This window comes from Brevundimonas sp. KH_058 (genome assembly GCF_057838505.1).
Map to the genome: position 1 here is coordinate 2,275,043 of NZ_CM174469.1, position 23,294 is coordinate 2,298,336.

The 23,294-nt window shown below is 66.8% G+C and carries 26 protein-coding genes; 19 read left to right on the top strand and 7 right to left on the bottom strand.

Annotation, left to right across the window (positions count from 1 at the left end):
* From AC3ISA_RS11020 to AC3ISA_RS11065, 10 genes are all read left to right on the top strand, one after another.
* Window positions 1-663 (top strand): FliH/SctL family protein, encoded by a 663-nt coding sequence (locus tag AC3ISA_RS11020; protein ID WP_489177920.1) that lies wholly within the window; start codon window positions 1-3, stop codon window positions 661-663.
* A complete protein-coding gene (fliN, locus tag AC3ISA_RS11025) occupies window positions 663-995 on the top strand; it encodes a flagellar motor switch protein FliN (RefSeq protein WP_135195017.1) in 333 nt (110 codons plus the stop codon). Before AC3ISA_RS11020 ends, fliN begins: the two co-directional genes overlap by 1 nt.
* Window positions 996-1,031: 36 nt before the next feature.
* A complete protein-coding gene (gene flbD / locus AC3ISA_RS11030; RefSeq protein ID WP_372693166.1) occupies window positions 1,032-2,444 on the top strand; it encodes a sigma-54-dependent transcriptional regulator FlbD in 1,413 nt (470 codons plus the stop codon).
* Window positions 2,445-2,446: 2 nt separating this feature from the next.
* Complete coding sequence (gene bla / locus AC3ISA_RS11035) at window positions 2,447-3,343, top strand: class A beta-lactamase (RefSeq protein WP_489177921.1); 897 nt, start codon at window positions 2,447-2,449, stop codon at window positions 3,341-3,343.
* A 10-nt stretch (window positions 3,344-3,353) separates the two neighbouring features.
* On the top strand, window positions 3,354-5,453 hold the full coding sequence (gene flhA / locus AC3ISA_RS11040) for a flagellar biosynthesis protein FlhA (RefSeq protein ID WP_372693220.1): 2,100 nt from the start codon (window positions 3,354-3,356) through the stop codon (window positions 5,451-5,453).
* Between the two features lie 73 nt (window positions 5,454-5,526).
* Entirely contained in the window at window positions 5,527-7,053 is a 1,527-nt protein-coding gene (locus AC3ISA_RS11045; RefSeq protein ID WP_489177922.1) for a sensor histidine kinase, read from the top strand.
* Entirely contained in the window at window positions 7,050-7,472 is a 423-nt protein-coding gene (locus AC3ISA_RS11050; RefSeq protein ID WP_372693163.1) for a response regulator, read from the top strand. Before AC3ISA_RS11045 ends, AC3ISA_RS11050 begins: the two co-directional genes overlap by 4 nt.
* A gap of 35 nt (window positions 7,473-7,507) precedes the next feature.
* Window positions 7,508-8,512, top strand: a complete 1,005-nt coding sequence (locus AC3ISA_RS11055) for a histidine kinase dimerization/phosphoacceptor domain -containing protein (protein WP_489180099.1) — start codon at window positions 7,508-7,510, stop codon at window positions 8,510-8,512.
* Between the two features lie 14 nt (window positions 8,513-8,526).
* Window positions 8,527-8,970 (top strand): NUDIX domain-containing protein, encoded by a 444-nt coding sequence (locus AC3ISA_RS11060; protein ID WP_428154414.1) that lies wholly within the window; start codon window positions 8,527-8,529, stop codon window positions 8,968-8,970.
* A gap of 84 nt (window positions 8,971-9,054) precedes the next feature.
* A complete protein-coding gene (locus tag AC3ISA_RS11065; protein WP_372693161.1) occupies window positions 9,055-9,234 on the top strand; it encodes a CsbD family protein in 180 nt (59 codons plus the stop codon).
* A 68-nt stretch (window positions 9,235-9,302) separates the two neighbouring features.
* Here the strand turns inward: AC3ISA_RS11065 and AC3ISA_RS11070 are convergent, their stop codons facing one another.
* Genes AC3ISA_RS11070 through AC3ISA_RS11090 form a run of 5 tightly spaced genes read right to left on the bottom strand, consistent with a single transcriptional unit; the run spans window position 9,303 to window position 12,181 of the window.
* On the bottom strand, window positions 9,303-9,797 hold the full coding sequence (locus AC3ISA_RS11070; protein WP_489177923.1) for a hypothetical protein: 495 nt from the start codon (window positions 9,795-9,797) through the stop codon (window positions 9,303-9,305).
* 54 nt (window positions 9,798-9,851) lie between these two features.
* Window positions 9,852-11,030 carry a vWA domain-containing protein gene (locus AC3ISA_RS11075; protein ID WP_489177924.1) on the bottom strand — a complete coding sequence of 393 codons (1,179 nt, stop codon included), beginning with the start codon at window positions 11,028-11,030 and terminating at the stop codon, window positions 9,852-9,854.
* On the bottom strand, window positions 11,030-11,332 hold the full coding sequence (locus AC3ISA_RS11080) for a HepT-like ribonuclease domain-containing protein (RefSeq protein WP_372693158.1): 303 nt from the start codon (window positions 11,330-11,332) through the stop codon (window positions 11,030-11,032). The genes AC3ISA_RS11075 and AC3ISA_RS11080 overlap by 1 nt, the downstream gene beginning before the upstream one ends.
* 19 nt (window positions 11,333-11,351) lie before the next feature.
* A complete protein-coding gene (locus AC3ISA_RS11085) occupies window positions 11,352-11,639 on the bottom strand; it encodes a nucleotidyltransferase family protein (RefSeq protein WP_489177925.1) in 288 nt (95 codons plus the stop codon).
* A gap of 14 nt (window positions 11,640-11,653) precedes the next feature.
* Complete coding sequence (locus AC3ISA_RS11090) at window positions 11,654-12,181, bottom strand: GNAT family N-acetyltransferase (RefSeq protein WP_489177926.1); 528 nt, start codon at window positions 12,179-12,181, stop codon at window positions 11,654-11,656.
* A gap of 73 nt (window positions 12,182-12,254) precedes the next feature.
* Between AC3ISA_RS11090 and AC3ISA_RS11095 the strand changes: the two genes are divergently transcribed.
* The 5 genes from AC3ISA_RS11095 to dxs are packed head-to-tail and all read left to right on the top strand — an operon-like array spanning window position 12,255 to window position 17,075.
* Complete coding sequence (locus tag AC3ISA_RS11095; RefSeq protein WP_489177927.1) at window positions 12,255-13,175, top strand: histone deacetylase family protein; 921 nt, start codon at window positions 12,255-12,257, stop codon at window positions 13,173-13,175.
* A gap of 41 nt (window positions 13,176-13,216) precedes the next feature.
* Window positions 13,217-13,879: a histidine phosphatase family protein gene (locus tag AC3ISA_RS11100; RefSeq protein ID WP_489177928.1), complete on the top strand. Its 663-nt coding sequence runs from the start codon at window positions 13,217-13,219 to the stop codon at window positions 13,877-13,879.
* 48 nt (window positions 13,880-13,927) lie between these two features.
* On the top strand, window positions 13,928-14,176 hold the full coding sequence (locus AC3ISA_RS11105) for an exodeoxyribonuclease VII small subunit (RefSeq protein WP_489177929.1): 249 nt from the start codon (window positions 13,928-13,930) through the stop codon (window positions 14,174-14,176).
* Between the two features lie 52 nt (window positions 14,177-14,228).
* Window positions 14,229-15,104 (top strand): polyprenyl synthetase family protein, encoded by an 876-nt coding sequence (locus tag AC3ISA_RS11110; RefSeq protein WP_489180100.1) that lies wholly within the window; start codon window positions 14,229-14,231, stop codon window positions 15,102-15,104.
* 57 nt (window positions 15,105-15,161) lie between these two features.
* Entirely contained in the window at window positions 15,162-17,075 is a 1,914-nt protein-coding gene (gene dxs, locus AC3ISA_RS11115) for a 1-deoxy-D-xylulose-5-phosphate synthase (protein ID WP_489180101.1), read from the top strand.
* Window positions 17,076-17,080: 5 nt separating this feature from the next.
* Here dxs and AC3ISA_RS11120 read toward each other — a convergent pair whose 3' ends face one another.
* Both AC3ISA_RS11120 and gcvA read right to left on the bottom strand, forming a co-directional pair.
* Window positions 17,081-17,812 (bottom strand): NYN domain-containing protein, encoded by a 732-nt coding sequence (locus AC3ISA_RS11120; protein ID WP_489177930.1) that lies wholly within the window; start codon window positions 17,810-17,812, stop codon window positions 17,081-17,083.
* Between the two features lie 32 nt (window positions 17,813-17,844).
* On the bottom strand, window positions 17,845-18,774 hold the full coding sequence (gene gcvA, locus AC3ISA_RS11125) for a transcriptional regulator GcvA (protein WP_137721116.1): 930 nt from the start codon (window positions 18,772-18,774) through the stop codon (window positions 17,845-17,847).
* A 124-nt stretch (window positions 18,775-18,898) separates the two neighbouring features.
* Here gcvA and cysG point away from each other — a divergent pair, with 124 nt between their 5' ends.
* Genes cysG through AC3ISA_RS11145 form a run of 4 tightly spaced genes read left to right on the top strand, consistent with a single transcriptional unit; the run spans window position 18,899 to window position 23,286 of the window.
* On the top strand, window positions 18,899-20,284 hold the full coding sequence (gene cysG, locus AC3ISA_RS11130) for a siroheme synthase CysG (RefSeq protein ID WP_489177931.1): 1,386 nt from the start codon (window positions 18,899-18,901) through the stop codon (window positions 20,282-20,284).
* Complete coding sequence (locus AC3ISA_RS11135) at window positions 20,281-20,556, top strand: DUF2849 domain-containing protein (protein WP_489177932.1); 276 nt, start codon at window positions 20,281-20,283, stop codon at window positions 20,554-20,556. Before cysG ends, AC3ISA_RS11135 begins: the two co-directional genes overlap by 4 nt.
* The gene (locus AC3ISA_RS11140) at window positions 20,556-22,223 is read left to right on the top strand and encodes a nitrite/sulfite reductase (RefSeq protein ID WP_489177933.1); all 1,668 of its coding nucleotides are present in this window, start codon (window positions 20,556-20,558) and stop codon (window positions 22,221-22,223) included. Before AC3ISA_RS11135 ends, AC3ISA_RS11140 begins: the two co-directional genes overlap by 1 nt.
* Entirely contained in the window at window positions 22,210-23,286 is a 1,077-nt protein-coding gene (locus AC3ISA_RS11145) for a phosphoadenylyl-sulfate reductase (RefSeq protein ID WP_489177934.1), read from the top strand. Before AC3ISA_RS11140 ends, AC3ISA_RS11145 begins: the two co-directional genes overlap by 14 nt.
* Window positions 23,287-23,294: the final 8 nt, after the last annotated feature.

Here is a 23,294-nt window from a genome sequence, read left to right on the forward strand (position 1 = left end):
ATGACCCAGTCTCCCGAAATCCGTCACCTCTTCGCCTTCGACACCGAGTTCGACGCGGACGGCACGGTGGTGCGCCCCGGCGCCTGGACGCCCGCCAAGCGCTCTTATCTGCCGGCCGAGGTCGAGGCCCTGGTGGCGCAAGGCCGGCTGGAAGCGCGCCAGCAGGCGCTGGCCGAGATCGAGAACATCCGCGCCATGGCCTTGAGCAACATCGCCCAGTCGGTGGCGTCGGCCATGCCGACGCTGAAGGCCGTGGCCCAGGCGCATCGCGAGCAGTCCGCCGATCTGGCGCTGGCCGCCGCCCGCGCCATCGGCGGGGCCGCGCTGGAGCGTTTCCCGCAGGCGCCGCTGAAGGCCGCGCTGGAGATGCTGGCGCAGGAGATCGACGCCTCGCCTCGCCTGGTGGTGCGAACATCGGGCCTGGACGATGAGGCGCGCGCCCTGATCCAACAGGCCTGCGCCGACAGCGGCTTCACCGGCGTGGTCGCCTTCCGCGACGAGCCTGGCATGGCGCAGACGGCCTTCCAGCTGGAATGGGCCGACGGTCGCGCCGACCATGATCCCAAAGGGTCCGCCGACCGTGTCGCCGAGGCGCTGACGGCCGCCCTGGCGGCCGAGGCGGGACACGCCGAAACCCTTACCGTCGACAGGAGCATGTTCTGATGGCATCCGACGACCTGGCGCTGGAGGAATTCTCCAGCCTTTCCGGCCCGCCGCCGATCGACGATCATGGCGACAAGACCGCCGCCGACCTGGCCACCGTCTTCGACGTGCCGGTCAACATCTCGGCCGTTCTGGGCAAGTCGCACATGTCGGTGGCCCAACTGCTGAAGCTGAACAAGGGGTCGGTGCTGGAGCTGGACCGCAAGGTCGGCGAGGCGATCGACATCTTCGTCAACAACCGCCTGATCGCGCGCGGAGAGGTCGTCGTCGTCGACGACCGGCTGGGCGTGACCATGACGGAAATCATCAAGACCGAGGATTCGGGCGCCTGATAGGCGACTGACTTTAGAGATTAAGGGAGAAGAACGATGCGTCTTCTGGTGGTAGGCAGACTGAGCGGGCAGCTCGCTTCGGCGGTGAAGATGGCCATGGCGCACGGCGCCAAGGTCACCCACGTCGAGCGCGCCGACCAGGCGACCGAACAACTGCGCCGGGGGCAGGGTGCGGACCTGCTGATGGTTGACTATCAGCTGGACATCGCCGCCCTGATCGCCGCCAACGAGGCCGAGCGGATCACCATCCCGGTCGTGGCCTTCGGCATCGACGCCGATGCGCGCGAAGCCGCCGCCGCGATCAAGGCCGGCGCCAAGGAGTTCATCCCGCTTCCGCCCGATGCCGAACTGATCGCCGCCGTCCTGTCGGCCGTCGCCGATGACGAAAAGCCGATGATCTCGGCCGACCCGTCGATGAAGGCGGTGCTGCAACTGGCCGACCAGGTCGCGCGCTCGGAAGCCTCGATCCTGATCACCGGCGAAAGCGGCGTCGGCAAAGAGGTGATGGCCCGGTATCTGCACGAACATTCGCGCCGTGCCGAACGCCCCTTCATCAGCGTCAACTGCGCCGCCATTCCCGACAATCTGCTGGAATCCGAACTGTTCGGCCACGAGAAGGGCGCCTTCACCGGCGCCGTCGCGCGCCGCATCGGCAAGTTCGAGGAGGCCGACGGCGGCACGCTTTTGTTGGACGAAATCTCGGAGATGGACGCCCGGCTTCAGGCCAAGCTGCTGCGCGCCATCCAGGAACGGGTCATCGACCGCGTGGGCGGCTCCAAGCCCGTCTCGGTCAATATCCGCATCATCGCCACCTCGAACCGCGATCTCGCCAAGGCCGTGGCGGAGGGCGTGTTCCGCGAGGACCTGCTGTACCGCTTGAACGTCGTGAACCTGCGTCTGCCGTCTTTGCGCGAACGTCCGGGCGACATCGTCGTTCTGGCCGATCACTTCATCAAGAAATACGCCGCCGCCAACGGCGTGCCGGTTCGCCCGATCTCGGCCCAGGCGCGCCAGGCCATCGCCGCCCACCGCTGGCCCGGCAACGTTCGCGAGCTTGAGAACGCCATGCACCGCGCGGTGTTGCTGGCGGTCGGTCCCGAGATCGACGTGGACGCCATCCGCCTGCCGGACGGTCAGCCGCTGTCGGGGCAAGGCGCGGGTGCGATGACCGGCCATGCCTATGATGGCGGACAGGGGGGCATCGCCGCCCGCGCCGCCCAGGCCGCCGACGCCGTGACCCGCAGCTTCGTCGGCCAGACGGTGGCGGCGATGGAAAAGACCCTGATCCTGGACACCCTGACCCACTGCCTGGGCAACCGCACCCATGCGGCCAACATCCTGGGCATCTCGATCCGCACCCTGCGCAACAAGCTGAACGAATATTCCGACGAGGGCACGGCCATCCCGGCGCCCATGAGCGGCGTGTCGGCCTCGGGCTACGCGGCCTGAGGATGACGACCGGGTTTGATCGCAGGACGCTGATCGGCGGGGCGGGCGCGCTGGCGCTTGTCGGCTGCTATCCGCGACGCGACGAACCCAAGGCGGAAGAGACCCCGCAACCTTTCCTGCTGAACGACCTGGAAAAGCGCCACGGCGGACGGCTGGGCGTGGCGGCCCTGGATGTCGGCAGCCAGCGCCGGGTGTCCTGGCGTGGACAGGAACGGTTCGCCTTCTGCTCGACCTTCAAGGCCTTCCTCGCCGTCGCCACGCTGGAGCGGGTGCAGCGCGAGGAAGAGCGGCTGGACCGCGCCGTCGCGATCACGCGGGCGGACATGATCCCCCACGCGCCGGTGACAGAAAAAGCCATCGGCCGTACCCTGACGATCCGCGAACTGATGCAGGCGGCGGTCGAGGTCAGCGACAATCCGGCGGCCAATATCCTGATCCGTGAAATGGGTGGAATCGCCGTATGGCGTTCATGGTGGCCGACGTTCGGCGACACCACCACCGTCATCTCGCGCCTGGAGCCGGACCTGAACACCGCCCTGCCCAACGATCCGCGCGACACCTGCCTGCCGGACCAGACCATCGCCAACATCCGCGAGCTGGCGTTCAGCGATCGGCTTACGCCTGAGCATGATCAACTGATCACCGGCTGGATGATCGGCTCGCCGACGGGCGCGAACCGCATCAAGGCGGGCGCGCCCCAGGGCTGGACCGTGGCGCACAAGACCGGGACCGGATCCAACGGCGCGACCAACGACATCGGCATGCTGACGCCGCTGTCGGGTTCGCCGGTCCTGCTGGCCGCCTATTTTACCGGCGCGCCCGAGGCGACGGACGATCAACGCGACGCCGTGATCGCCGAGGCGACGCGCCGCGCCCTGAAGGCGCTGGGCCGTGACTGACACGCCTACCATGATGAAGGACGGCATGGCGCGCCCCACCGGGCGCGACGTCCTGGGTTGGGTCAACCGCGGCGAAGTGCTGATGGCCGTCGGCGTGATCGGCGTGATCATGCTGCTGATCCTGCCGGTCCCGAAGATGCTTCTGGACCTGCTGCTGGCGATCTCGCTGGTCTCGTCCGTGCTGATCCTGATGACCGCCGTGATGATGAAGCGGCCGCTGGACTTCGCCATCTTCCCGACCGTGCTACTGGTCTCGACGCTGTTCCGCCTGGGTCTGAACCTGGCCTCGACGCGTTTGATCCTGACGCACGGCCAGGAAGGCCACGACGCGGCAGGGCAGGTCATCAACGCCTTCGGTCAGCTGATGATGGGCGGCAACTTCATCATCGGGGTGATCATCTTCGCCATCATCCTGGTGGTGAACTTCGTCGTCATCACCAAGGGGTCGACCCGGATCGCCGAAGTGTCCGCCCGCTTCACCCTGGACTCCATGCCGGGCAAGCAGATGGCCATCGACGCCGATCTGTCCAGCGGCCTGATCACCGAGGAGCAGGCCAAGCTGCGTCGCAAGGAGCTGGAGCAGGAATCGACCTTCTTCGGCGCCATGGACGGTGCGTCCAAGTTCGTGCGCGGCGACGCCGTGGCCGGCCTGATCATCACCTTCATCAACGCCATCGGCGGCATTCTGATCGGTACGCTGCAGCACGGCATGCCGGCGATGGAGGCCGCCAACACCTATGTCCAGCTGACCATCGGCGACGGCCTGGTCACGCAGGTTCCGGCCATCATCATCTCCATCGCCGCCGGCTTCCTGGTGTCCAAGGCCGGCGTCGAGGGCACGGCGGACAAGGCCATGGTCACGCAGTTGGCCACCAACCCGGTCTCGCTGGGCGTCGTGTCGGGCGCGGCCGGCCTGATCGGTCTGATCCCCGGCATGCCTCTGCTGCCTTTCGCAGCCCTTGCTATCGGTTCGGGCTTCATGGCCTGGAAGCTGGGACGCAACCGGCTGAGGCCGCAACCGACCGAGGCCGAGATCGCCGCGACCGCCGCCGCCGCCAAGCCCAAGGAGGATGTCGAAGAGCCGATCTCCAACATCCTGACCATCGACGAGGTCAAGATCGAACTGGGCTATTCGCTTCTCAGCCTGATCAACGATCTGGAAGGCCGCCGCCTGACCGATCAGATCCGCGCTCTGCGCCGTTCGCTGGCCCAAGAATACGGCTTCGTCATTCCCCAGGTGCGCATCCTCGACAACATGCGCTTGCCGACCCAGGGCTACGCCATCCGCATCAAGGAGATGGAGAGCGGCGCGGGCGAGGTGCGGCTGGGGCACCTGATGGCGATGGACCCGTCGGGGCGTCAGGTCGAACTGCCGGGCGAGCACATGCGCGAGCCGGCTTTCGGTCTGCCCGCGACCTGGATCGAAGAGGGGATGCGCGAGGAGGCGACGTTCCGGGGCTACACCCTGGTCGATCCGTCCACGGTGCTGACTACCCACCTGACCGAGATCCTGAAGGACAATATGGCGGACCTGCTGTCCTATGCCGAGGTGCAGAAACTGCTGAAGGAGCTGGGCGCCGAAGAGAAGAAGCTGGTCGAGGAACTGGTCCCCAGCGTGGTCACGGTCACCACCCTGCAACGGGTGCTGCAATCGCTGCTGCGCGAGAAGGTGTCGATCCGCGATCTGCCGGCGATCCTGGAAGGGCTGGCCGAGGCGGCGCCGCACAGCTCCAGCGTCACCACCCTGGTCGAACATGTCCGCGCACGCCTGGGCCGCCAGCTGTGCTGGCAGAACAAGGACGGCGAGGGCGCCCTGCCCATCGTCACTCTGTCGCCGGAATGGGAGACCGCCTTCGCCGAAAGCCTGATCGGACAGGGCGAGGACAAGCAGTTGGCCATGGCGCCGTCGCGGCTTCAGGACTTCATCCGCGCCGTGCGCGACACCTTCGAGCGGATCGCCATGACGGGCGAGAATCCGGTGCTGCTTACCGGACCGATGACCCGGCCCTATGTCCGGTCGATCATCGAGCGTTTCCGGGGCCAGACCGTGGTGATGAGCCAGAACGAAATCCATCCCAAGGCGCGGTTGCGGACATTGGGCCAGGTCTGACAACGGCCTGTAAACGCGGCGGAATCAGTTTGACGTTTGACGCGGCGCAACACGCCGCTAAAGCTCCACCGTCATGATCCCAAGCCCTCGGTCCCAATGGTCGCGATTGCGCGACTTCACCCGCACGTCGTCGCTCGCGCGGTCGATGTCGGCCATGCTGATCCTGGTCTTCGGCCTGCTGATCGTCGTCAATGCGACGACTTTCGTGATGATCCAGCGCACAGCGTCGGTGAACCGCACCATCGAACATGCCCAGCTGATGCGGCGGGCGTCGCGCACCACCCTGATTTCCATGCTGAACGCCGAGACGGCGCAGCGGGGCTTTCTGCTGACCGGCCGCAGCGATTTCCTTCAGCCTTATCGGCAGGCGCAGGAGGAGATGAAGCCGGCCGTCGCCTTCCTCGACGAAGGCGCGGCGCAGGATCCGACGCTGAAGGCCCCGGTCGATCGCATCCATCGCCTGGCGGACTTGAAGTGGGCCGAGATGGAACGGACCGTGACCTTGGCCCAGCAGGGGCGGATCGGTCAGTCGATCCAGGCCGTCCGCTCGGGCGAAGGCAAACGCTACATGGACGAGTTGCGGGCCGCCGTGGACGCCTTCGACGCCCTCAAATCCGCCCGCATCGCCGAACGCAGGAAGGCGTCCGACCGTTTCGGGGTCCTGACGGTGACGATGAACGCCATCGCCGGCCTGCTGGTGATCGTCCTGGCGTTGCTGTCGGCCTGGATGGTGCGGCGGTACGTGTCTGAACTTCAGGCCGCCCGCGCCACGCTGGATGCGGCCAACGCCGGTCTGGAAGACAAGGTTCGCGAACGCACCGGCGACCTGATGCGCGCCAACGAGGAAATCCAGCGCTTCGCATACATCGTCAGCCACGACCTGCGCGCGCCCTTGGTCAACGTCATGGGCTATACCTCCGAGCTGGAGCAGGCGGGCAGGGTCGTCGACAAGGCTATCGCCGACGCCGAGAAGACGCGCGCCGTCGATGCCGACGTGATCATGGCCGTCCGTGAAGACATGCCAGAGGCCATCGGCTTCATCCGTGCCTCGACCGAGAAGATGGACCGGCTGATCAACGCCATACTGAAGCTGTCGCGCGAGGGTCGCCGCAACCTGGCGCCCGAGACGCTGGACATGACGGCCATGGCCCAGAACATCGCCGACAGCGTCCATCACCAGACCGAGGCCTCGGGCGCGCGAATCGAGGTGCAACCTCTGCCGGAAATCGAAAGCGACCGTATTTCGATGGAGCAGATCGTCGGCAATCTGATCGACAACGCCGTCAAATATCTGGACGCCAGCCGGCCCGGAGAGATCGTGGTGTCGGGCGAGGACGTTCCGGGCGGCTGGGTCGTCTATCGGGTCGCCGACAACGGCCGAGGCATCGCGCCGCGCGACCACGAACGGATTTTCGAACTGTTCCGCCGGTCCGGCAAACAGGACCGGTCGGGCGAGGGGCTGGGCCTGGCCTTCGTGCGCAACAGCGTTCGTCGGATCGGCGGGACCATCGACGTGGAGTCCGAGCTGGGCAAAGGCTCGACTTTCCTGCTGAAATTCCCCAAACGACTGATCCTAGCTGAACCCGGAGGCGCGCTGTGACGCAACCCGTCAAAATCATCATGGTCGAAGACGACCACGGCCACGCCAAGCTGATCGAAAAGAACATCCGCCGGGCCAACATCAACAACGAAATCAAGCATTTCGACGAGGGCGGTGCGGCGCTCGACTATCTGTTCAGCGACGAAATCCTGAACAACGGGCCGCTGCTGATCCTGCTGGACCTCAACCTGCCCGATATGTCGGGAACTGACATTCTGGAGAAGGTGAAGGGCAACGACCGTCTGAAGCGTGCGCCGGTCGTCGTACTGACCACCACGGACGACAAGGTCGAGATCCAGCGCTGCTACGACCTGGGCTGCAACGTCTACATCACCAAGCCGGTGGATTATGAATCCTTCGCCGGCGCCATACGCCAGCTGGGCCTGTTCCTGTCGGTCATCCAGGCGCCGGAGATCTGACGATCGAGACGCCGCAGCCTATCCGCCTGCTCTATATCGACGATGACCGGGGCCTGTCCCGGCTGGTCGAGAAGGAGTTGGGGCGTCACGGCTATGCCGTCACCTGCGCCCCCGACGGGGACGCGGGGCTGGCGCTGTTGCAGCAGCACGAATACGATGTCTGCGCCCTGGACCACTACATGCCGACGCGCGACGGCCTGGACGTCCTGCCCGACATCATGGCGCTGAATGCGCCGCCGCCGGTCGTCTATGTGACGGGTGCTCAAGAGGGGCGGATCGCGGTCGCGGCCCTGCGTGCCGGCGCGGCCGACTATGTCATCAAGGACGTGTCCGAGGACTTCACCTCCCTGCTGCGCTCGGCGCTGGAAGACGCCCTGCTGCGTCGCCGGCTCCAGCGCGAGAACGACCTGGCCCAGGAAGAAATCCGCCTGGCGCGCGACCGGGCCGAGGCGATGCTGCGTGAGGTCAATCACCGCGTCGGCAACTCGTTGCAACTGGTGTCCAGCTTCATGTCTCTGCAGATGCGACACGTGACCGATCAAGGCGCCAGGGATGCGCTGCGCGAGTCTCAGGCGCGCATTGAGGCCGTGGCTCACGTTCACCGGCGCCTCTACACCTCGGGCGACATGAGCACCGTCGCCATGGACGAGTATCTGGTGGGGCTGATGGACGAACTGTCCAAGTCCATCGGGCCGGGCGAGGGATCGCCCAAGTTGACGCTGGATGCCGAGCCTTTGTCGGTCACGACCGATCAGGCGGTGTCCATCGGCGTCATCGTCACGGAACTCGTCACCAACGCCGTCAAATACGCCTATACGCCGGGGCAGGGCGGTGAAATCCGCATCCATCTGCGCCGCGAGGGTGACAACAAGGTCGCCCTGATGGTCGAGGACGACGGCCCCGGCATGGGCGACGGCACGCCCAAGGGCACGGGTCTGGGCGGCAAGATCATCTCGGCCATGGCCTCGGGCCTGCGCTCGGTCGTCGAGTTCGACGGCGCACACAAGGGCGTGCGCGCCCGGCTGTCGTTCGACCTTTAGGGTCGGTATCCGTCATGTTGCAGTTCGGCGTTCGCAAACCCGCTTCCGATTATCGTCACCGCGCCACGGCGTTCGGCATCGTCGAACGCGACGGGCTGATCGCCTGTGTCCGGGTGGAGCGCGAGGCCGGTCCCTATTTCGACCTGCCCGGCGGCGGGGTCGATGTCGAGGAGACCGAGGTTCAGGCCCTGAAACGCGAGTTTGTGGAAGAGACGGGCCTAACCATCGCGCCGCTGAACCGCATCGCCGAGGCCAGCCAGTATTTCGTGCGCTCGACGCGCGAGCCGGTGAACAATGTCGGCGGCTTCTGGACGGCGACCGTCACGGCCGAAAACCCGGATGCGAAGTGCGAGGACGACCACACCTTGGTGTGGCTGGATCCGACCTTCGCCCTGTCCCGGCTGAGGCACGATTCCCACGCCTGGGCGGTCGCCGTCTGGCTGCGTCGGGCAAGCTGAGCCTTACGGAACGAGGGTGCGGCTATGCCGTTTCCTTTTCAACCCGCAACGCCATGTCGCGGCTATTGAAAACGGAGACTTTAGATGGCTGATCACGACCGTATCGAAGGCGCCGCCAAGAACATCGGCGGCAAGATCAAGGAAGCCGCCGGCAAGGTGACCGGCGACACCAAACTGCAGGCCGAAGGCAAGGCCGATCAGGTCGAGGGCAAGGTCCAGAACACGGTCGGCGGCGTCAAGGACAGCCTCCGCGACAAGGCCTAAGCCCCAATCGAATTGCGTGAAGATATGAAACGCCGTTCGCGAAAGCGGACGGCGTTTCTGCGTTTTGATCAGTCCTTGTCGCCCCAGAGCTTGAGAGCTAGGTTGCGGGCGCTTGTTTCGACGGGGCGGCATTCTGAACTGAAACCGCCTCTGATCGGACGGGGTCGGCAGTCTATTTCCTGAAGGGCTGAAGGCGCCTCAGCAGCGCGCGACTGAGGCCCGCACTGAACGGCATAGGCAGAGCCGCCGGCGTTGGCCTGGGTCATGTGACAGTCGCCCGCCATGCCGCTGGGACGAAGGGCCTCGGGCAGGTCAGGCCCCATGGCCAGGGCCAGTTGTTCGCGCACCTCGGTCTGGCAGGTCTCCATCAACTTGGCGCCGCGCACCAGCGGACTGCACCGCGCGCGCTCGAAACCGAAAGGATCGGCCAAGCCCCACGCCGGCACGGAATGTTGCGCCGGCGGCGCCGGCGTCTCGACCACCGGCTCTGGCGCGGCCGTCTCCCACACCACGGTCGGTGCGGGTTGCTGAAACAGAAGCAGGGCGAAGGCGGCGGCGATCATGGACAAGGCCCCTCGATGTAGTTCGCCGGGCGGGAACTCGCCCAAGACGCGAACCTACCTTGTCAGGGCGCGCATCGCCTTGTCGAGACCTTCCAGTGTCAGGGGGAACATCCGTTCTTCCATCACCTCGCGCAGCAGGCCGACAGAGGCAGTGTAGCTCCAGTAGCGTTCCTGCACCGGATTCAGCCAGATCGACTTGTCCCACTGCTGACGCGCCCGCTTCATCCAGACGGCGCCGGCCTCCTCGTTCCAGTGCTCGACAGAACCGCCAGGCATGGTGACCTCATAGGGGGACATGGTCGCGTCCCCGACGAAGATGGCGCGCCAGTCGCCAGGATATTTGTGCAGCAGGTCCCAGGTTGGAATCCGCTCGGTGTGGCGACGCCGGTTGTCCTTCCAGACTCCCTCGTAAAGGCAGTTGTGGAAGTAGAAGAACTCCAGGTTCTTGAACTCGGTCTTGGCGGCGGAGAACAGCTCCTCGACCAGCTTGATGTGCCCGTCCATCGAGCCGCCGATGTCGAGGAACAGCAGAACCTTGATCGTGTTGCGCCGCTCGGGCCGCATCCGGATGTCCAGCCAGCCCTGGCGCGCGGTGCCGTCGATGGTGCCGTCGATGTCCAGCTCTTCCGCCGCGCCCTCGCGGGCGAAACGGCGCAGCCGGCGCAGGGCGACCTTGATGTTGCGCGTGCCCAGTTCGACCGTGTCGTCCAGGTTTCTGAACTCGCGCTTCTCCCACACTTTGACCGCCCGGCCGTGCTTGCCCGACCCGCCGATGCGCACCCCCTCGGGATTATAGCCGCCGTGGCCGAACGGGCTGGTCCCGCCCGTGCCGATCCATTTCGACCCGCCGGAATGCCGTTCGTGCTGCTCCTCCAGTCGCTGCTTCAGCGTCTCCATCAGCTTGTCGAACCCGCCGAGCGCCTCGATCTGGGCCTTCTCTTCTTCGGTCAGATATTTCTCGTTCAACAGCCGCAGCCAGTCCTCGGGAATATCGGTCGTCAGGTCCTCGCCCGCCCCGACCGATTCCACCCCCTTGAACACGGTCCCGAACACCTGGTCGAACCGGTCATAGTGTTTCTCGTCCTTGACCAGAACCGCGCGCGACAGGTGATAAAAGGTCTCGATCTCGCGCCCCGCCAGATCGCGATCCATCGCCTCCATCAGATGGAGCCATTCCTTCATCGACACCGGAACCTTGGCGTCGCGCAGGGCGGTGAAGAAGGGTAGGAGCATCAGAGGTTTTCGAGCGCTTGCGCCAAACGGGGAACTTCGATGCTGGCGATGGCCCAGATGACGCTGAAGTCGGTTGATCCGTAATCGTGCGCCAATCGGTGGCGAAGCCCCAACATGCCGCGCCAGTCGATGTCAGGAAGCTTTTCAGTCACTGCGGGTGACAACTTTCCTGCGGCTTCTCCAATGATCAAAAGTCTAAAGGCCGTCGCATCCCGTCGCAGAGAATCGGCTTCGAACGCGTCGGATGAAAGTCCGTCGATGTAGCGCGCAATCAAATCGGTCGATTCGCGAATATCCGCCAAAAGGCCGCGATCTGCGCGGTCAGACCTCAACACAATCCCTCAATGCGGACGCGCGGACGTAGGGATTGCGGAGGCCCTTCGACGTAAGCAGGTCAACCTCCTTGCCGACCTTGTCCGTCAATTCCTCGGCTAGACTATAGAACCGCAGACCCAACGGTTGCGACAAGTCCACCAGCAGATCGACATCGCTGTCCGGCCCCGCCTCATCGCGGGCATAGCTGCCGAACAGGCGCACGTTGACGATGCCCTGCTCTTCGAGCCAAGGCTTCAGGTCGCGCAGTTTTTCCAGCAGTTCGGCGCGGGTCATGCGGGCAACATAGTCTATCCGCGCCGCAAGATGAACTCTCGGTCGCGCCAGGCGCCGACGGGGTAGTCGTATTCACCCGCCTTCTCGAAGCCGTAGGCGGCGTAGAGGCGCTGGGCCTTGTCGTTGCCGCTCCAGACGCCGATCCACAGCGGGCCCTCGGTGTTCGCCTGCATCCAGTCCAGCGACAGGGTCAAAAGCTTCGTACCCAGGCCGAGGCCCTGGGCGGTCTTCGACACATAAAGCCGGCGCAACTCCATATGCGACGGCCTTGCGTCGCGGTGAGGCAAGCCGTTGGGGCCGGCGTTGGCGAAGGCCAGCAGTTCTCCGTCCCGCTCGGCCATCCACCAGGCGCAGCCCGGCCCGGCCAGCTTCTTCAGCGTCGGTTCCACGTTGAAACTGGCGTCCAGGAACGCCTTCAGATCGGCCTCGGGATAGGGGATGCCGAACCCCTCGACGAAGGTGTCGATGAAGGTCTGGCGACCCAGGGCGCCCAGGGCGGCGGCGTCTTCGGGGCAGGCAGGGCGGATCACGATCTCGGTCATGGTTCGGCTCTACAGGGTGGCGTCGCGCGCGTCACCGGCGACAAGGGCGAACGGCAGGCGTATCGTCGTTCCGATGTCCGTGCCGATCTTCACCCATCCGTCCATGCTGTCCCACACGCCGGGCGCGGGCCATCCCGAAAGTCCCGAGCGGCTGAAGGCGGTGCTGGACGCGCTGGACGACGCCGGTCTGGCCCATGATCGGCGGGCGGCGTCCCAGGCCGAGCTCGTGGATCTGGAGCGGGTGCATCCGGCCGCCTATGTCGCCCGCCTGCTGAAGGCGTCCCCCACCCAAGGCATGAATCAGCTGGACGCCGACACCGTCCTGTCGCCCGGCAGCGTCATGGCGGCGCGACTGGCGGCGGGGGCGGCGATCGATGCGGTGAGGGCCATCGCGAGGGGCGAGATGAACCGCGCCTTCGCCGCCGTGCGCCCGCCGGGCCACCATGCCGAGCCGGATCGGGCCATGGGGTTCTGCCTGTTCTCCTCCGTCGCCGTGGCGGCGCGGGTCGCCCAGGCTGAAGGTATGGCGCGGGTGGCGGTGGTCGATTTCGACGTTCACCACGGCAACGGCACCCAGGCGGCGTTCGAGGACGACGACAGCCTGTTCCTGGCCTCGATCCACCAGATGCCGCTCTATCCCGGCACGGGCGCGGCGTCCGAAACCGGCGTCGGCAATATCGTCAACGCCCCGGTGGCGCCCCATGCGGCGCGTGAAAAATGGCGTGCGACCTTCGCCGGCGGACTGATGCCGGCGCTGGAATCGTTCCGGCCGGACCTGATCCTGATCTCGGCCGGCTTCGACGCCCACAGGCGCGATCCGCTGGCGCATCAGTCGCTGGAGGCCGAGGATTTCGCCTGGGCGACGCGTGCAATTCTGGAGGTCGCGCGTCGGACGTGTTCGGGCAAGGTTGTGTCCGCGCTTGAGGGCGGTTACGACCTTGAAGGACTAGGCCGCTCTGCGGTCGCCCACGTCGCCGCGCTCGGGGAGGACTGAGGACGCATAACGCCTTGAAACCAAAGGCCCGTCCGTTTGTCATGTCAGCCCCCGCCCTGTCCCTCGATTCGACCGAACCGTCCGTGTCCCCGCCTGATGCCGCGCCATCCGTCGGCGCGCTTGTGGCCCTGCGGCCCGGCGCCATCATCCTGACGCGCCACGGCGAGCCGGCCCTGTCGCGCAAATGCCTGATCACGGCCCGCCAGTACGGCGAGTGGTGGGCGAAATACGAGATCGGCGGTCTGCTGGCCGGCCAGACGCCCCCGCCCGAACTGGTCGCCGCTGCGCAAGGGGCCGGCGCCATCTACGCCTCCACCCGCCAGCGCGCCCAGGAAACCGCCGCCGCCGCCGCCGCCGGGCGCGAGGTGATGGCCGACGTGATGTTCATCGAGGCGCCCCTGCCGCCGCCGCCGATTCCGGAATGGATCAAGCTGTCGCCCAAATGGTGGGGCGTGGTGTCGCGCTTCTGGTGGCACGCCTTCGACCACCACGACGGCCAGGAAACCCGCGCCCAGGCCGAGGCACGCGCCGATCAGGCGGCGCACAAGCTGATCGCGCGGGCCGAGAGCGGCCAGGACGTGCTGGTCTTCGCCCACGGCTATTTCAACCATATGGTCGGCCGCGCGCTGAAGGCCGATGGCTGGAAACTGGTCCACAACCAGGGCTTCAAATACTGGTCTCAACGGCGCTACGAGAAACGATAGCCGCTTGAGGCGTTGATGCGGCGGTTGCGCCCGATTAGGGTCCGCGTCATGACCGATACTGCCGCCATCCCCGCCGATCTCAGCTTCGAAGACGCCCTGCAGCGGCTGGAGACCATCGTGTCCCGCCTGGAGTCCGGCCAGGCGCCGCTGGAAGAATCCATCGCCCTGTACGAAGAGGGCGCCAAGCTGAAGGCGCATTGCGAAGCGCGGTTGAAGGCGGCCCAGCTGCGTGTCGAGAAGATCGTGGTCGGCACCGACGGCCAGGCCAAGGGCGTCGAGGCGGCGTCGTTCGAATGATCGGTCGCTCTTCGTGAATCGCGTCATCGCCGCCAACTCGCCCGAGCAGGCGGTGATCGACCGCGTGGCCGAGGTCGCGGATCTGGTCACGGTCGCTCTGGATGAACTGCTGCCGCGCGCCGAAGGCCCGGAATCGCGGCTGACCGAGGCGATGCGTTATGCGGCGCTCGGCCCCGGCAAACGGTTGCGGCCGTTCTTTGCGCTGGAGGCCGCGCGCCTGTTCGACATCGACGAACGGTCGGTGCTGCGGGCCGCCTGCGCCCTGGAATGCGTCCACGCCTACAGCCTGGTTCACGACGACCTGCCGTGCATGGACGATGACGACATGCGGCGCGGTCGCCCTACGGTTCACCGCGCCTATGACGAGGCGACGGCGGTGCTGGCGGGTGACGCGCTTCAGACCGCCGCCTTCGACATCATCCTGCACGAAGACACCCACGATGATGCGGCCGTGCGGTGCGAGCTGGCGGCGAGGCTGTCGCTGGCGTCCGGGCCGCGTGGCATGGCGGGCGGTCAGATGATCGATCTGCTGGGCGTGCGCGACGACCTGGGCGGCGTCGCGCGTATGCAGCGACTGAAGACCGGCGCCCTGTTCGCCTATGCCTTTGAAATCCCCTTGATCATCGCCGACGCGTCGATGTCGCAACAGCACGCCCTGATCAGCTTCGCCCACGATGTCGGTCTGGCCTATCAGATCGTCGACGACCTGCTGGACGCCGAAGGCTCGGCCGAGGAGATGGGCAAGGCGGCGGGTGGTAAGGATGCGGCGCTGGGCAAGACCAATTTTGTCACCCTGCTGGGTCTGGAAGCGGCGCGACACAGGGTCGCGCACCTCGCCAACCAGGCCCGCTCGCACCTTGAGCCGTTCGGCGACGAGGCCGAAATCCTCAGGGCCAGCGTGGACTTTGTGCTAAAGCGCCGGTCCTGATACGAAACGTTGATGCGACCTGCGGGTTGATCAATCAGACTTCCAAGGTTTTTTCGGCTGATGCCCGACACCCCGCTTCTCGACACCGTCAAGTTCCCGGCCGACACTCGGGCCTTCGATATCGCCCAGCTCAAGCAGTTGGCGCAGGAGGTGCGCGCCGAGACGATCGATGCGGTGTCCGTCACCGGGGGCCATCTGGGCGCGGGCCTGGGCGTGGTCGAGCTGACCACGGCGCTTCATCACGTGTTCGAGACGCCCAAGGACATCCTGATTTGGGACGTCGGCCATCAGTGCTATCCGCACAAGATCCTGACCGGGCGGCGCGACCGCATCCGCACCCTGCGCCAGGGCGGCGGCCTGTCGGGCTTCACCAAGCGCAGCGAGAGCGAATACGATCCGTTCGGCGCCGCCCACGCCTCGACTTCGATCAGCGCCGCCTTGGGCTTCGCCGCCGCGCGCGATCAGAAGGGCGAGAAGAACCGCGTCGTGGCGGTGATCGGCGACGGCTCCATGTCCGCCGGCATGGCCTATGAGGCGATGAACAACGCTGCGGAGGCGACCAGCGGCCAGCTGATGGTCATCCTGAACGACAACGACATGTCCATCGCGCCACCGGTGGGCGGGATGAGCGCCTATCTGGCCGGCCTGGTGTCGGGCGGGGCCTATCAGAACGTGCGCCGGCTGGGGAAATCCGTCGCCCAACATCTGCCGCGCCCGTTCCGCAAGGCGGCCAAGAAGGCCGAGGAATATGCGCGCGGCATGGTCACCGGCGGCACCTTCTTCGAGGAGCTGGGCTTCTATTACGTCGGCCCTATCGACGGTCACGACATGGACAATCTGGTGCCGATCCTGAAGAAGGCGGCCGCCATTGAGGACCGGCCCGTGCTGGTTCACGTCGTGACGCAAAAGGGCAAGGGCTATGTCCCTGCCGAAAGCAGCGCCGACAAGCTGCATGCCGTGGTCAAGTTCGACGTGGTGTCGGGCAAACAGGCCAAGGCCATCTCCAACACGCCCAGCTACACCAAGGTGTTCGGGACCGAGCTGATCAAACACGCCAAGATCGATCCGTCGATCGTGGCGATCACGGCGGCCATGCCGTCCGGCACGGGGCTGGATCTGTTCGGTCAGGCCTTCCCCGAGCGGACCTATGACGTCGGCATCGCCGAACAGCATGCGGTGACCTTCGCGGCGGGACTGGCGGCGGACGGGATGAAGCCGATCTGCGCCATCTATTCCACCTTCCTGCAACGCGGTTACGACCAGGTGGTCCATGACGTGGCGATCCAGTCGCTGCCCGTGCGGTTCGCGATGGACCGGGCGGGTCTGGTCGGATCGGACGGGGCGACCCACGCCGGATCGTTCGACATCGGCTTCATGGGCGCGCTGCCCGGTATGGTGCTGATGGCTGCGGCCGACGAGGCCGAACTGGCGGCGATGATCTCGACCAGCCTCGCCATCGACGACCGGCCCAGCGCCTTCCGTTATCCGCGCGGCGACGGCGTGGGCGTTGAGATCCCCGAACTGGCCGCTCCGCTGGAGATCGGCAAGGGCCGGATCGTGCGCGAGGGCACCTCGGTCGCCATCCTCAGCCTGGGCACCCGTTTGCAGGAATCGCTGAAGGCGGCGGACATGCTGGCCGCCAAGGGCGTGTCGGCGACGGTGGCGGACGCCCGGTTCGCCAAACCGCTGGACGCCGACCTCATCCTGCGCCTGGCGCGTGAGCACGAAGCGCTGATCACGGTCGAGGAGGGCGCCATGGGCGGCTTCGGCGCCTTCGTGCTGCAACTGCTGGCCGAGAAGGGCGCGCTGGATGGCGGGCTCAAGATCCGCACCCTGAACCTGCCCGACGTCTTCCAGGATCAGGATGCGCCGATGGCCATGTACGCCCAGGCCGGTCTGAACGCCGAACACATCGCCGCCGCCGCGCTTCAGGCTCTGGGCGTGTCAGCCAGTCAGGCCGCCCGCGCGTAACTTTGTCAGGCGCGGTCGCGAATCCGCATCGCGCCGCGTTCGCCGGTCTCCACCTCGAACCGGCCGGTCGCGCGGATCAGGTCCGACAGTTTGGCGTAGCCATAGGTGCGCTGGTCGAAGTCGGGATGGGCGTTGCGCAGCCGATTGCCGATGCCGCCCACCGCCACCCAGCCGTCGCCGTCCTCGTCCATGTCGGCGATGATGGCCGCGATCAGGCGCGCCGCCTCGGACGGCTTGCGCTTGGCTGCGGGCGTCTCGACCACTGGCGACTTGGCGCCGGCATCGACCGCAACCGGCGCGATCAGGTTCTCGGTATAGATGAAACGGGTGCAGGCCTGACGGAAGCTTTCGGGCGTCTTCTGCTCGCCGAACCCATAGACATCGACGCCTTCCTCACGGATGCGGGCCGCCAGTCGGGTGAAATCGGCGTCGGACGACACCAGACAGAAACCGTCGAACCGCCCCGAATGCAGCAGGTCCATCGCATCGATGACCAGGGCGATATCGCCCGAGTTCTTGCCCTTTGTGTTGGCGAAATTCTGCTGGGGCTGGATGGCGAAACGGGCCAGGACCCGCGTCCAGCCGGCGATCTGCGGACTGGCGAAATCGCCGTAGATGCGCCGCGCAGAGGCCTCGCCCAAGGTGGCGATCTCGCTGAACAGCGCCTCTGCAATCCGGGCGGAGGCGTTCTCCGCATCGATCAGGACCGCGAGGCGAGGGGCCTTTTCGTCAGCCATGGCGGATGTCCTTTTCAATATGAGGCCTGAGCCTACAGCTGACCCATTGTATTGTCGTGATCCACGGCCTGTTTCTTCAGCCAGCCGACGAAGGCGGTCGCGCTGGGCGACGGCGGGCGGTCGCGGGGCTGGACGACGTAATAGGCGAACCCCACCGCTTCCGATCCATCGGGGAAGGGCGCCACCAGCCGCCCCGACGCCAGGTCCGCCTGGGCCAGGGTGCGTTTGGCCAGGGCCACGCCGCGTCCCGATATGGCGGCCTCGATCAACAGGCCCGACTGGTTGAAGCGCGAACCGCGACGCGGGTCGGGGTGGCGAATGCCGCGCGCCTTCAGCCACATGGCCCAGTCAGGACGGCTGGGATCGCCGTCGTTGGACATGTCGTGCAGCAGGGTGTGTCCGATCAGGTCCGCCGGCTTGCGGATCGGCTTGTCGCCGTCCATCAGCGACGGGGCGCAGACGGGCAGCACCGTCTCGGTCATCAGCCGATCGACCGTCAGGCCCGGATAGTCGCCGGGGCCATAACGTACCGCCAGATCGACCTTGCCCTCGCTCAGGTCCGCCGGCTCCATGTCGGCCGAGATCCACAGCTCGATCTCGGGATGGGCGGTGTGAAAGTCGTCCATGCGCGGCATCAGCCATTTGGAGGCGAAGCCCGGTGCGACGCTGATCGACACCTGTTTGCGGCGCGGCGGCTCGCGCAGCAGGGCCGAAGCGTCCATCAGCCGTTCGAACCCCTCGCGCAACAGCGGCACGGATGAGCGGCCCAGATCGGTCAGTTGAAGCCCCCGCGCCTCGCGCACGAACAAAGGCCCGCCCACGATGTCCTCCAGCAGACGGATCTGCTGACTGACCGCGCCGGGCGTGACCGACAGTTCGTCGGCGGCGCGCGAGAAGTTCAGATGGCGCGCGGCGGCCTCGAAGGCGCGCAGGGCGTTGAGCGGGAGCAGGGATCGGACCATCGCGGATAGAAATCCTATCAGCGAGACAAAGGCAATCTGGTTTGCGGCTCTGGACGGGGAAGACGAAGGTTCGTGCCCTGCCGTCGTCCATTTTTCCTCTCCCGACGGCCCTGAAAGCAAGACGATGCGTGTATTCCTCGCCTCCATCCCGCTGGAGGCCGCAAAGATCGTGATCATCGGCGGCGGCGAGCCCGCCCTGGCGAAACTGCGACTGTTCCTCAACACGCCGGCCGAGGTAGTGTGGTTTGCGCCCGACGGCGCGCCGCCCAGGATGGAAATCCCGCTGAGCGCGCCGGAGCCGGTCTTGCGCACGCCAGAGGCTGGCGACTTAGCAGGCGCGCGGCTGGTCTTCATGGCGCTGGACGATGCGGACGAACTGACGCGGCTGGGCGCCTTGGCGCGGGCGGCGGGGGCCCAGGTCAATGTGGTCGACAAGCCCCATCTGAGCGACTTCCAGACGCCGGCTCTGATCGACCGGGACGAGGTGGTGATCGGCGTGGCCACCGGCGGATCGGCCCCCATCCTGGCGCGCGACATCCGCACGGCGATCGAGGGCGTGCTGCCCGCCGGGCTTGCCAATGTGGCGCGGCTGGCGCGCGAACTGCGCGACACGGTAAAGGCCAGTGTGCCGGACTTCATGGCGCGCCGCCGGTTTTGGGAAAAGGCCTTCCGCGGTCCGGCCGCGACGTTGGCGGCGGAAGGTCGGACGGCCGAGGCGCGACGCGAGATGCTGCGCCTGCTGAACTCGGCTGCGCCGGAACAGGGCGTGGTCCACATCGTCGGCGCAGGGCCGGGCGATCCTGAACTGCTGACGCTGAAGGCGTTGCGTGTGCTGCAGGACGCCGACGTCATCATCCACGACCGTCTAGTGCCCGAGGCGGTGCTGGAACGGGCGCGCCGTGACGCCAAGCGGCTGTATGTCGGCAAGGCGCGCGGCGAACATTCGGTGCCGCAGGACCAGATCGAGGCCCTGATGATCGAGGAGGCGCGCGCCGGCCACCGGGTCGTGCGGCTGAAGGGCGGCGATCCCTTCGTGTTCGGTCGCGGCGGGGAGGAGCTGGACGCCATGCGGGCGGCGGGAGTGGCGGTCTTCGTGGTGCCGGGCGTGACGGCGGCCCTGGCCTGCGCGGCCTCGGCGGGCATCCCCCTGACCCACCGCGACCACGCCCAGGCGGTGACCTTCGTGACGGCCCAGGCCAAGCCGGGGGGGATCGACGCCGACTGGACGCGGTTGGCCGGGCCGAACCACACCCTGGCCATCTACATGGGATCGGACCGGGCCGAGGAGACGGCGGAAAAGCTGATCGCCGCCGGGCGACTGGGCTCGACCCCCGTCGCCATCGTCGAGAACGGCAGCCGACCGGACGAGCGGGTTCTGACCGGCCGTCTGGATGGGCTGGGCGCCCTGGTGCGCGGCGCCAATCTGACGGGGCCGGCGTTGCTGTTCGTCGGCGAGACGGCGGCCTTCTCGGCGGCCCAGCTGGATGTTCGGGCGGAGTTCGCGGCGTGAAGATCGTCACCGCAAACCGCCTGTCGGACGGCCGCGTCATCTATGCAGGCGTCGACAACCAGCCGGTCGAGCGCATCGACCAGGCCTCGGTGCTGGACGAGGCCACGGCCGAGATCGTGCTGGCCGAAGTCGCCGGACGACCCGATGTCTTCGTCAATCCATACGCCGTCGAGGTGGAGGGCCATACGCCGTCGGGCCGTGATCGGCTGAAGGAGCATATCCGTTCGGCCGGGCCGACGGTGGGCCACAGCGTCGCGGGAGGCGTTGGCTGATGTATCGCTATGACGAGTTCGACCACGCCCTGGTCCGCGAACGGGTCGAGGAGTTTTCCGACCAGGTTGCCCGCCGCGCGTCCGGCGCCCTGACCGAGGATGAGTTCAAGCCGCTGCGGTTGATGAACGGCGTCTATCTGCAGCTCCACGCCTATATGCTGCGTGTCGCCATTCCCTATGGCACGTTCGACAGCCGCCAGATGCGCCGGCTGGGCCATATCGCGCGCACCTATGACAAGGGCTACGGCCATTTCACCACGCGCACGAACATCCAGTACAACTGGCCCTCCCTGACCGATCTGCCGGCTATGCTGCGCGACCTCGCCGAGGTCGAGATGCACGCCATCCAGACCAGCGGCAACTGCATCCGCAACACTACGACCGACGTCTTCGCCGGCGCCGCCGACGACGAGATCGAGGATCCCCGGCCGTGGTGCGAGATCATCCGCCAGTGGTCCACCATCCACCCCGAATTCAGCTTCCTGCCGCGCAAGTTCAAGATCGCGGTGATCGGGGCCGAGAAGGACCGGGCGGCGATCCGCACCCACGATGTCGGCCTGCAGATCGTCAAGGGCGCGGATGGAGGAACCGCCTTCCGCGTCTTCGTCGGCGGCGGGCAGGGGCGTCTGCCGCACATCGCCCAGGAGATCGCGTCGGCCGTTCCCGCGGCGGACCTTCTGGCCTATCTGACCGCTATTTTGCGGGCCTGGAACCTGCTGGGGCGGCGCGACAACATCCACAAGGCGCGGATCAAGATTCTGGTCGCCTCGGTCGGGCTGGAGGCCTTCCGCGAGGAGGTGGACAAGCACTACGCCACCCTGCGCCGTGAGGATCTGCAGATCCCGCAGGATGAGGCCGCGCGCATCCAGGCCTATTTCGCGCCGCCCGCCTTCGAGACCCTGCCCAAGACCAGCGGCCCGTTCGACCGCGCCTTGCTGGCCGATCCCGACTTCGCCCGTTTCGCCCGCAACAACGTCCGCCGTCACCGCCAAGCGGGCTACGCCTCGGTGGTGGTGTCGCTGAAGCCGGTCGGCGGCGTGCCGGGCGACATCACGGCGGATCAGATGGACGCGGTGGCGGACCTTGCCGAGCGCTATTCGTTCGATGAACTGCGCGCCGCCTATGAGCAGAATCTGGTCTTGCCGCATGTGAAGCTGGACGAGGTGCCGGCGCTGTGGCGGGCGCTGCACGACGTGGGCCTGGCGACAGCCAACGCCGACCTGGCGACCGACGTCATCGCCTGCCCGGGGTTGGACTATTGCAGCCTGGCCAACGCCCGGTCGATCCCGGTCGCCCAGGCCCTGTCCAAGCGGCTGGCGGACATGGACTATCAGGAACGTCTGGGTCCGGTTCGCATCAATATGAGCGGCTGCATCAACGCCTGCGGTCACCACCACGTCGGCCACATCGGCGTGCTGGGCGTCGATCGCAAGGGCGAGGAATACTACCAGATCACCGTCGGCGGCTCGCCCGACGAACAGGCCGCCTTGGGCGACATCGTGGGCAAGAGCCTGCCGGCCGACGAGGTCGCGCCGGCGATCCAGCGGACCCTGGACCGCTATCTGCAAATCCGCGCCGACGGCGAGCGGTTCATCGACACGGTGCGCCGCGTCGGCCCCGACCCCTTCCGCGACGCCATCTATGAGACGCTCGATGCAACGGCTTGAAGGCATTCAGAACGGGCTGCGCCTGTCGGTCACCACGCCGCTGGAAGAGGTCGAGGCGGCCGCCGCGAATGAAGACACGCTGGTGCTGGAGTTCGACGCCTTCCGCGACGGGCGCGGCTTTTCGCTGGCGGCCGTGCTGCGCGAGCGGGGCTATGCCGGACGTCTGATCGCGGCTGGCAAGGTGCTGCCGGATCAGGCGCGGCACCTGCGCCGCTCGGGCTTCGACGCGGTGGAACTGGCGCCGGGCGCAGACGCCTCGGCCTGGGACCGGATGGGCCAGGCGTTCAGCGGCGCCTATCAGCCCGCCGTCGATCCCGCGCCGACCATTTGGCAGCGGCGGCGTGCGGCGTCCAACGACCGCGATCTGGACGCGCTGGCCGATCGGCTGAACCGCGAGACAGCGGGCAAGGACGCGTCCGAAATCGTGAAGGCGGCGCTGGACCCGGCGCTGGGTCTGCGGGTCGGCGCCATCTCGTCCTTCGGGGCCGAGTCCGCCGCCTTGCTGCACATCGTCGCTGAGACCAACCCGGACGTGCCGGTGGTCTTCCTGGAGACCGGCCAGCATTTCCTCCAGACCCTGTCGTATCGGACCCAGCTGACCAAGGCCCTGGGCCTGACCGACGTGCGGCTGGTGACACCGGACGCGGGCGAGAAGGCGATGCTGGATGCCCGCGACGACCTTTGGAAGACAAACGCCGACGCCTGCTGCGACCTGAGGAAGGTGCGGCCGCTGGCGCGGGCGACGGCGGGGTTCAACGCCCTGATCACCGGGCGTAAACGCTATCAGGCCGCGACGCGGGCCAAGCTGAAGCCGTTCGAGGTGCTGGACGGGGTGCTGCGGATCAATCCGCTGGCCGACTGGGACGGCGACGACGTCGAGGCCTGGCTGGACGATAACGATCTGCCGCGTCACCCGCTGGTCGAGCAGGGCTATCGCTCCATCGGCTGCTGGCCGTGCACCCGTGCGGTTCAGGATGGGGAAGATACGCGCGCCGGGCGCTGGTCGGGGATGGACAAGGTCGAGTGCGGCATCCACCTAGGCAGGCGTCAGGTCGCGGCCTGATCTCCTGT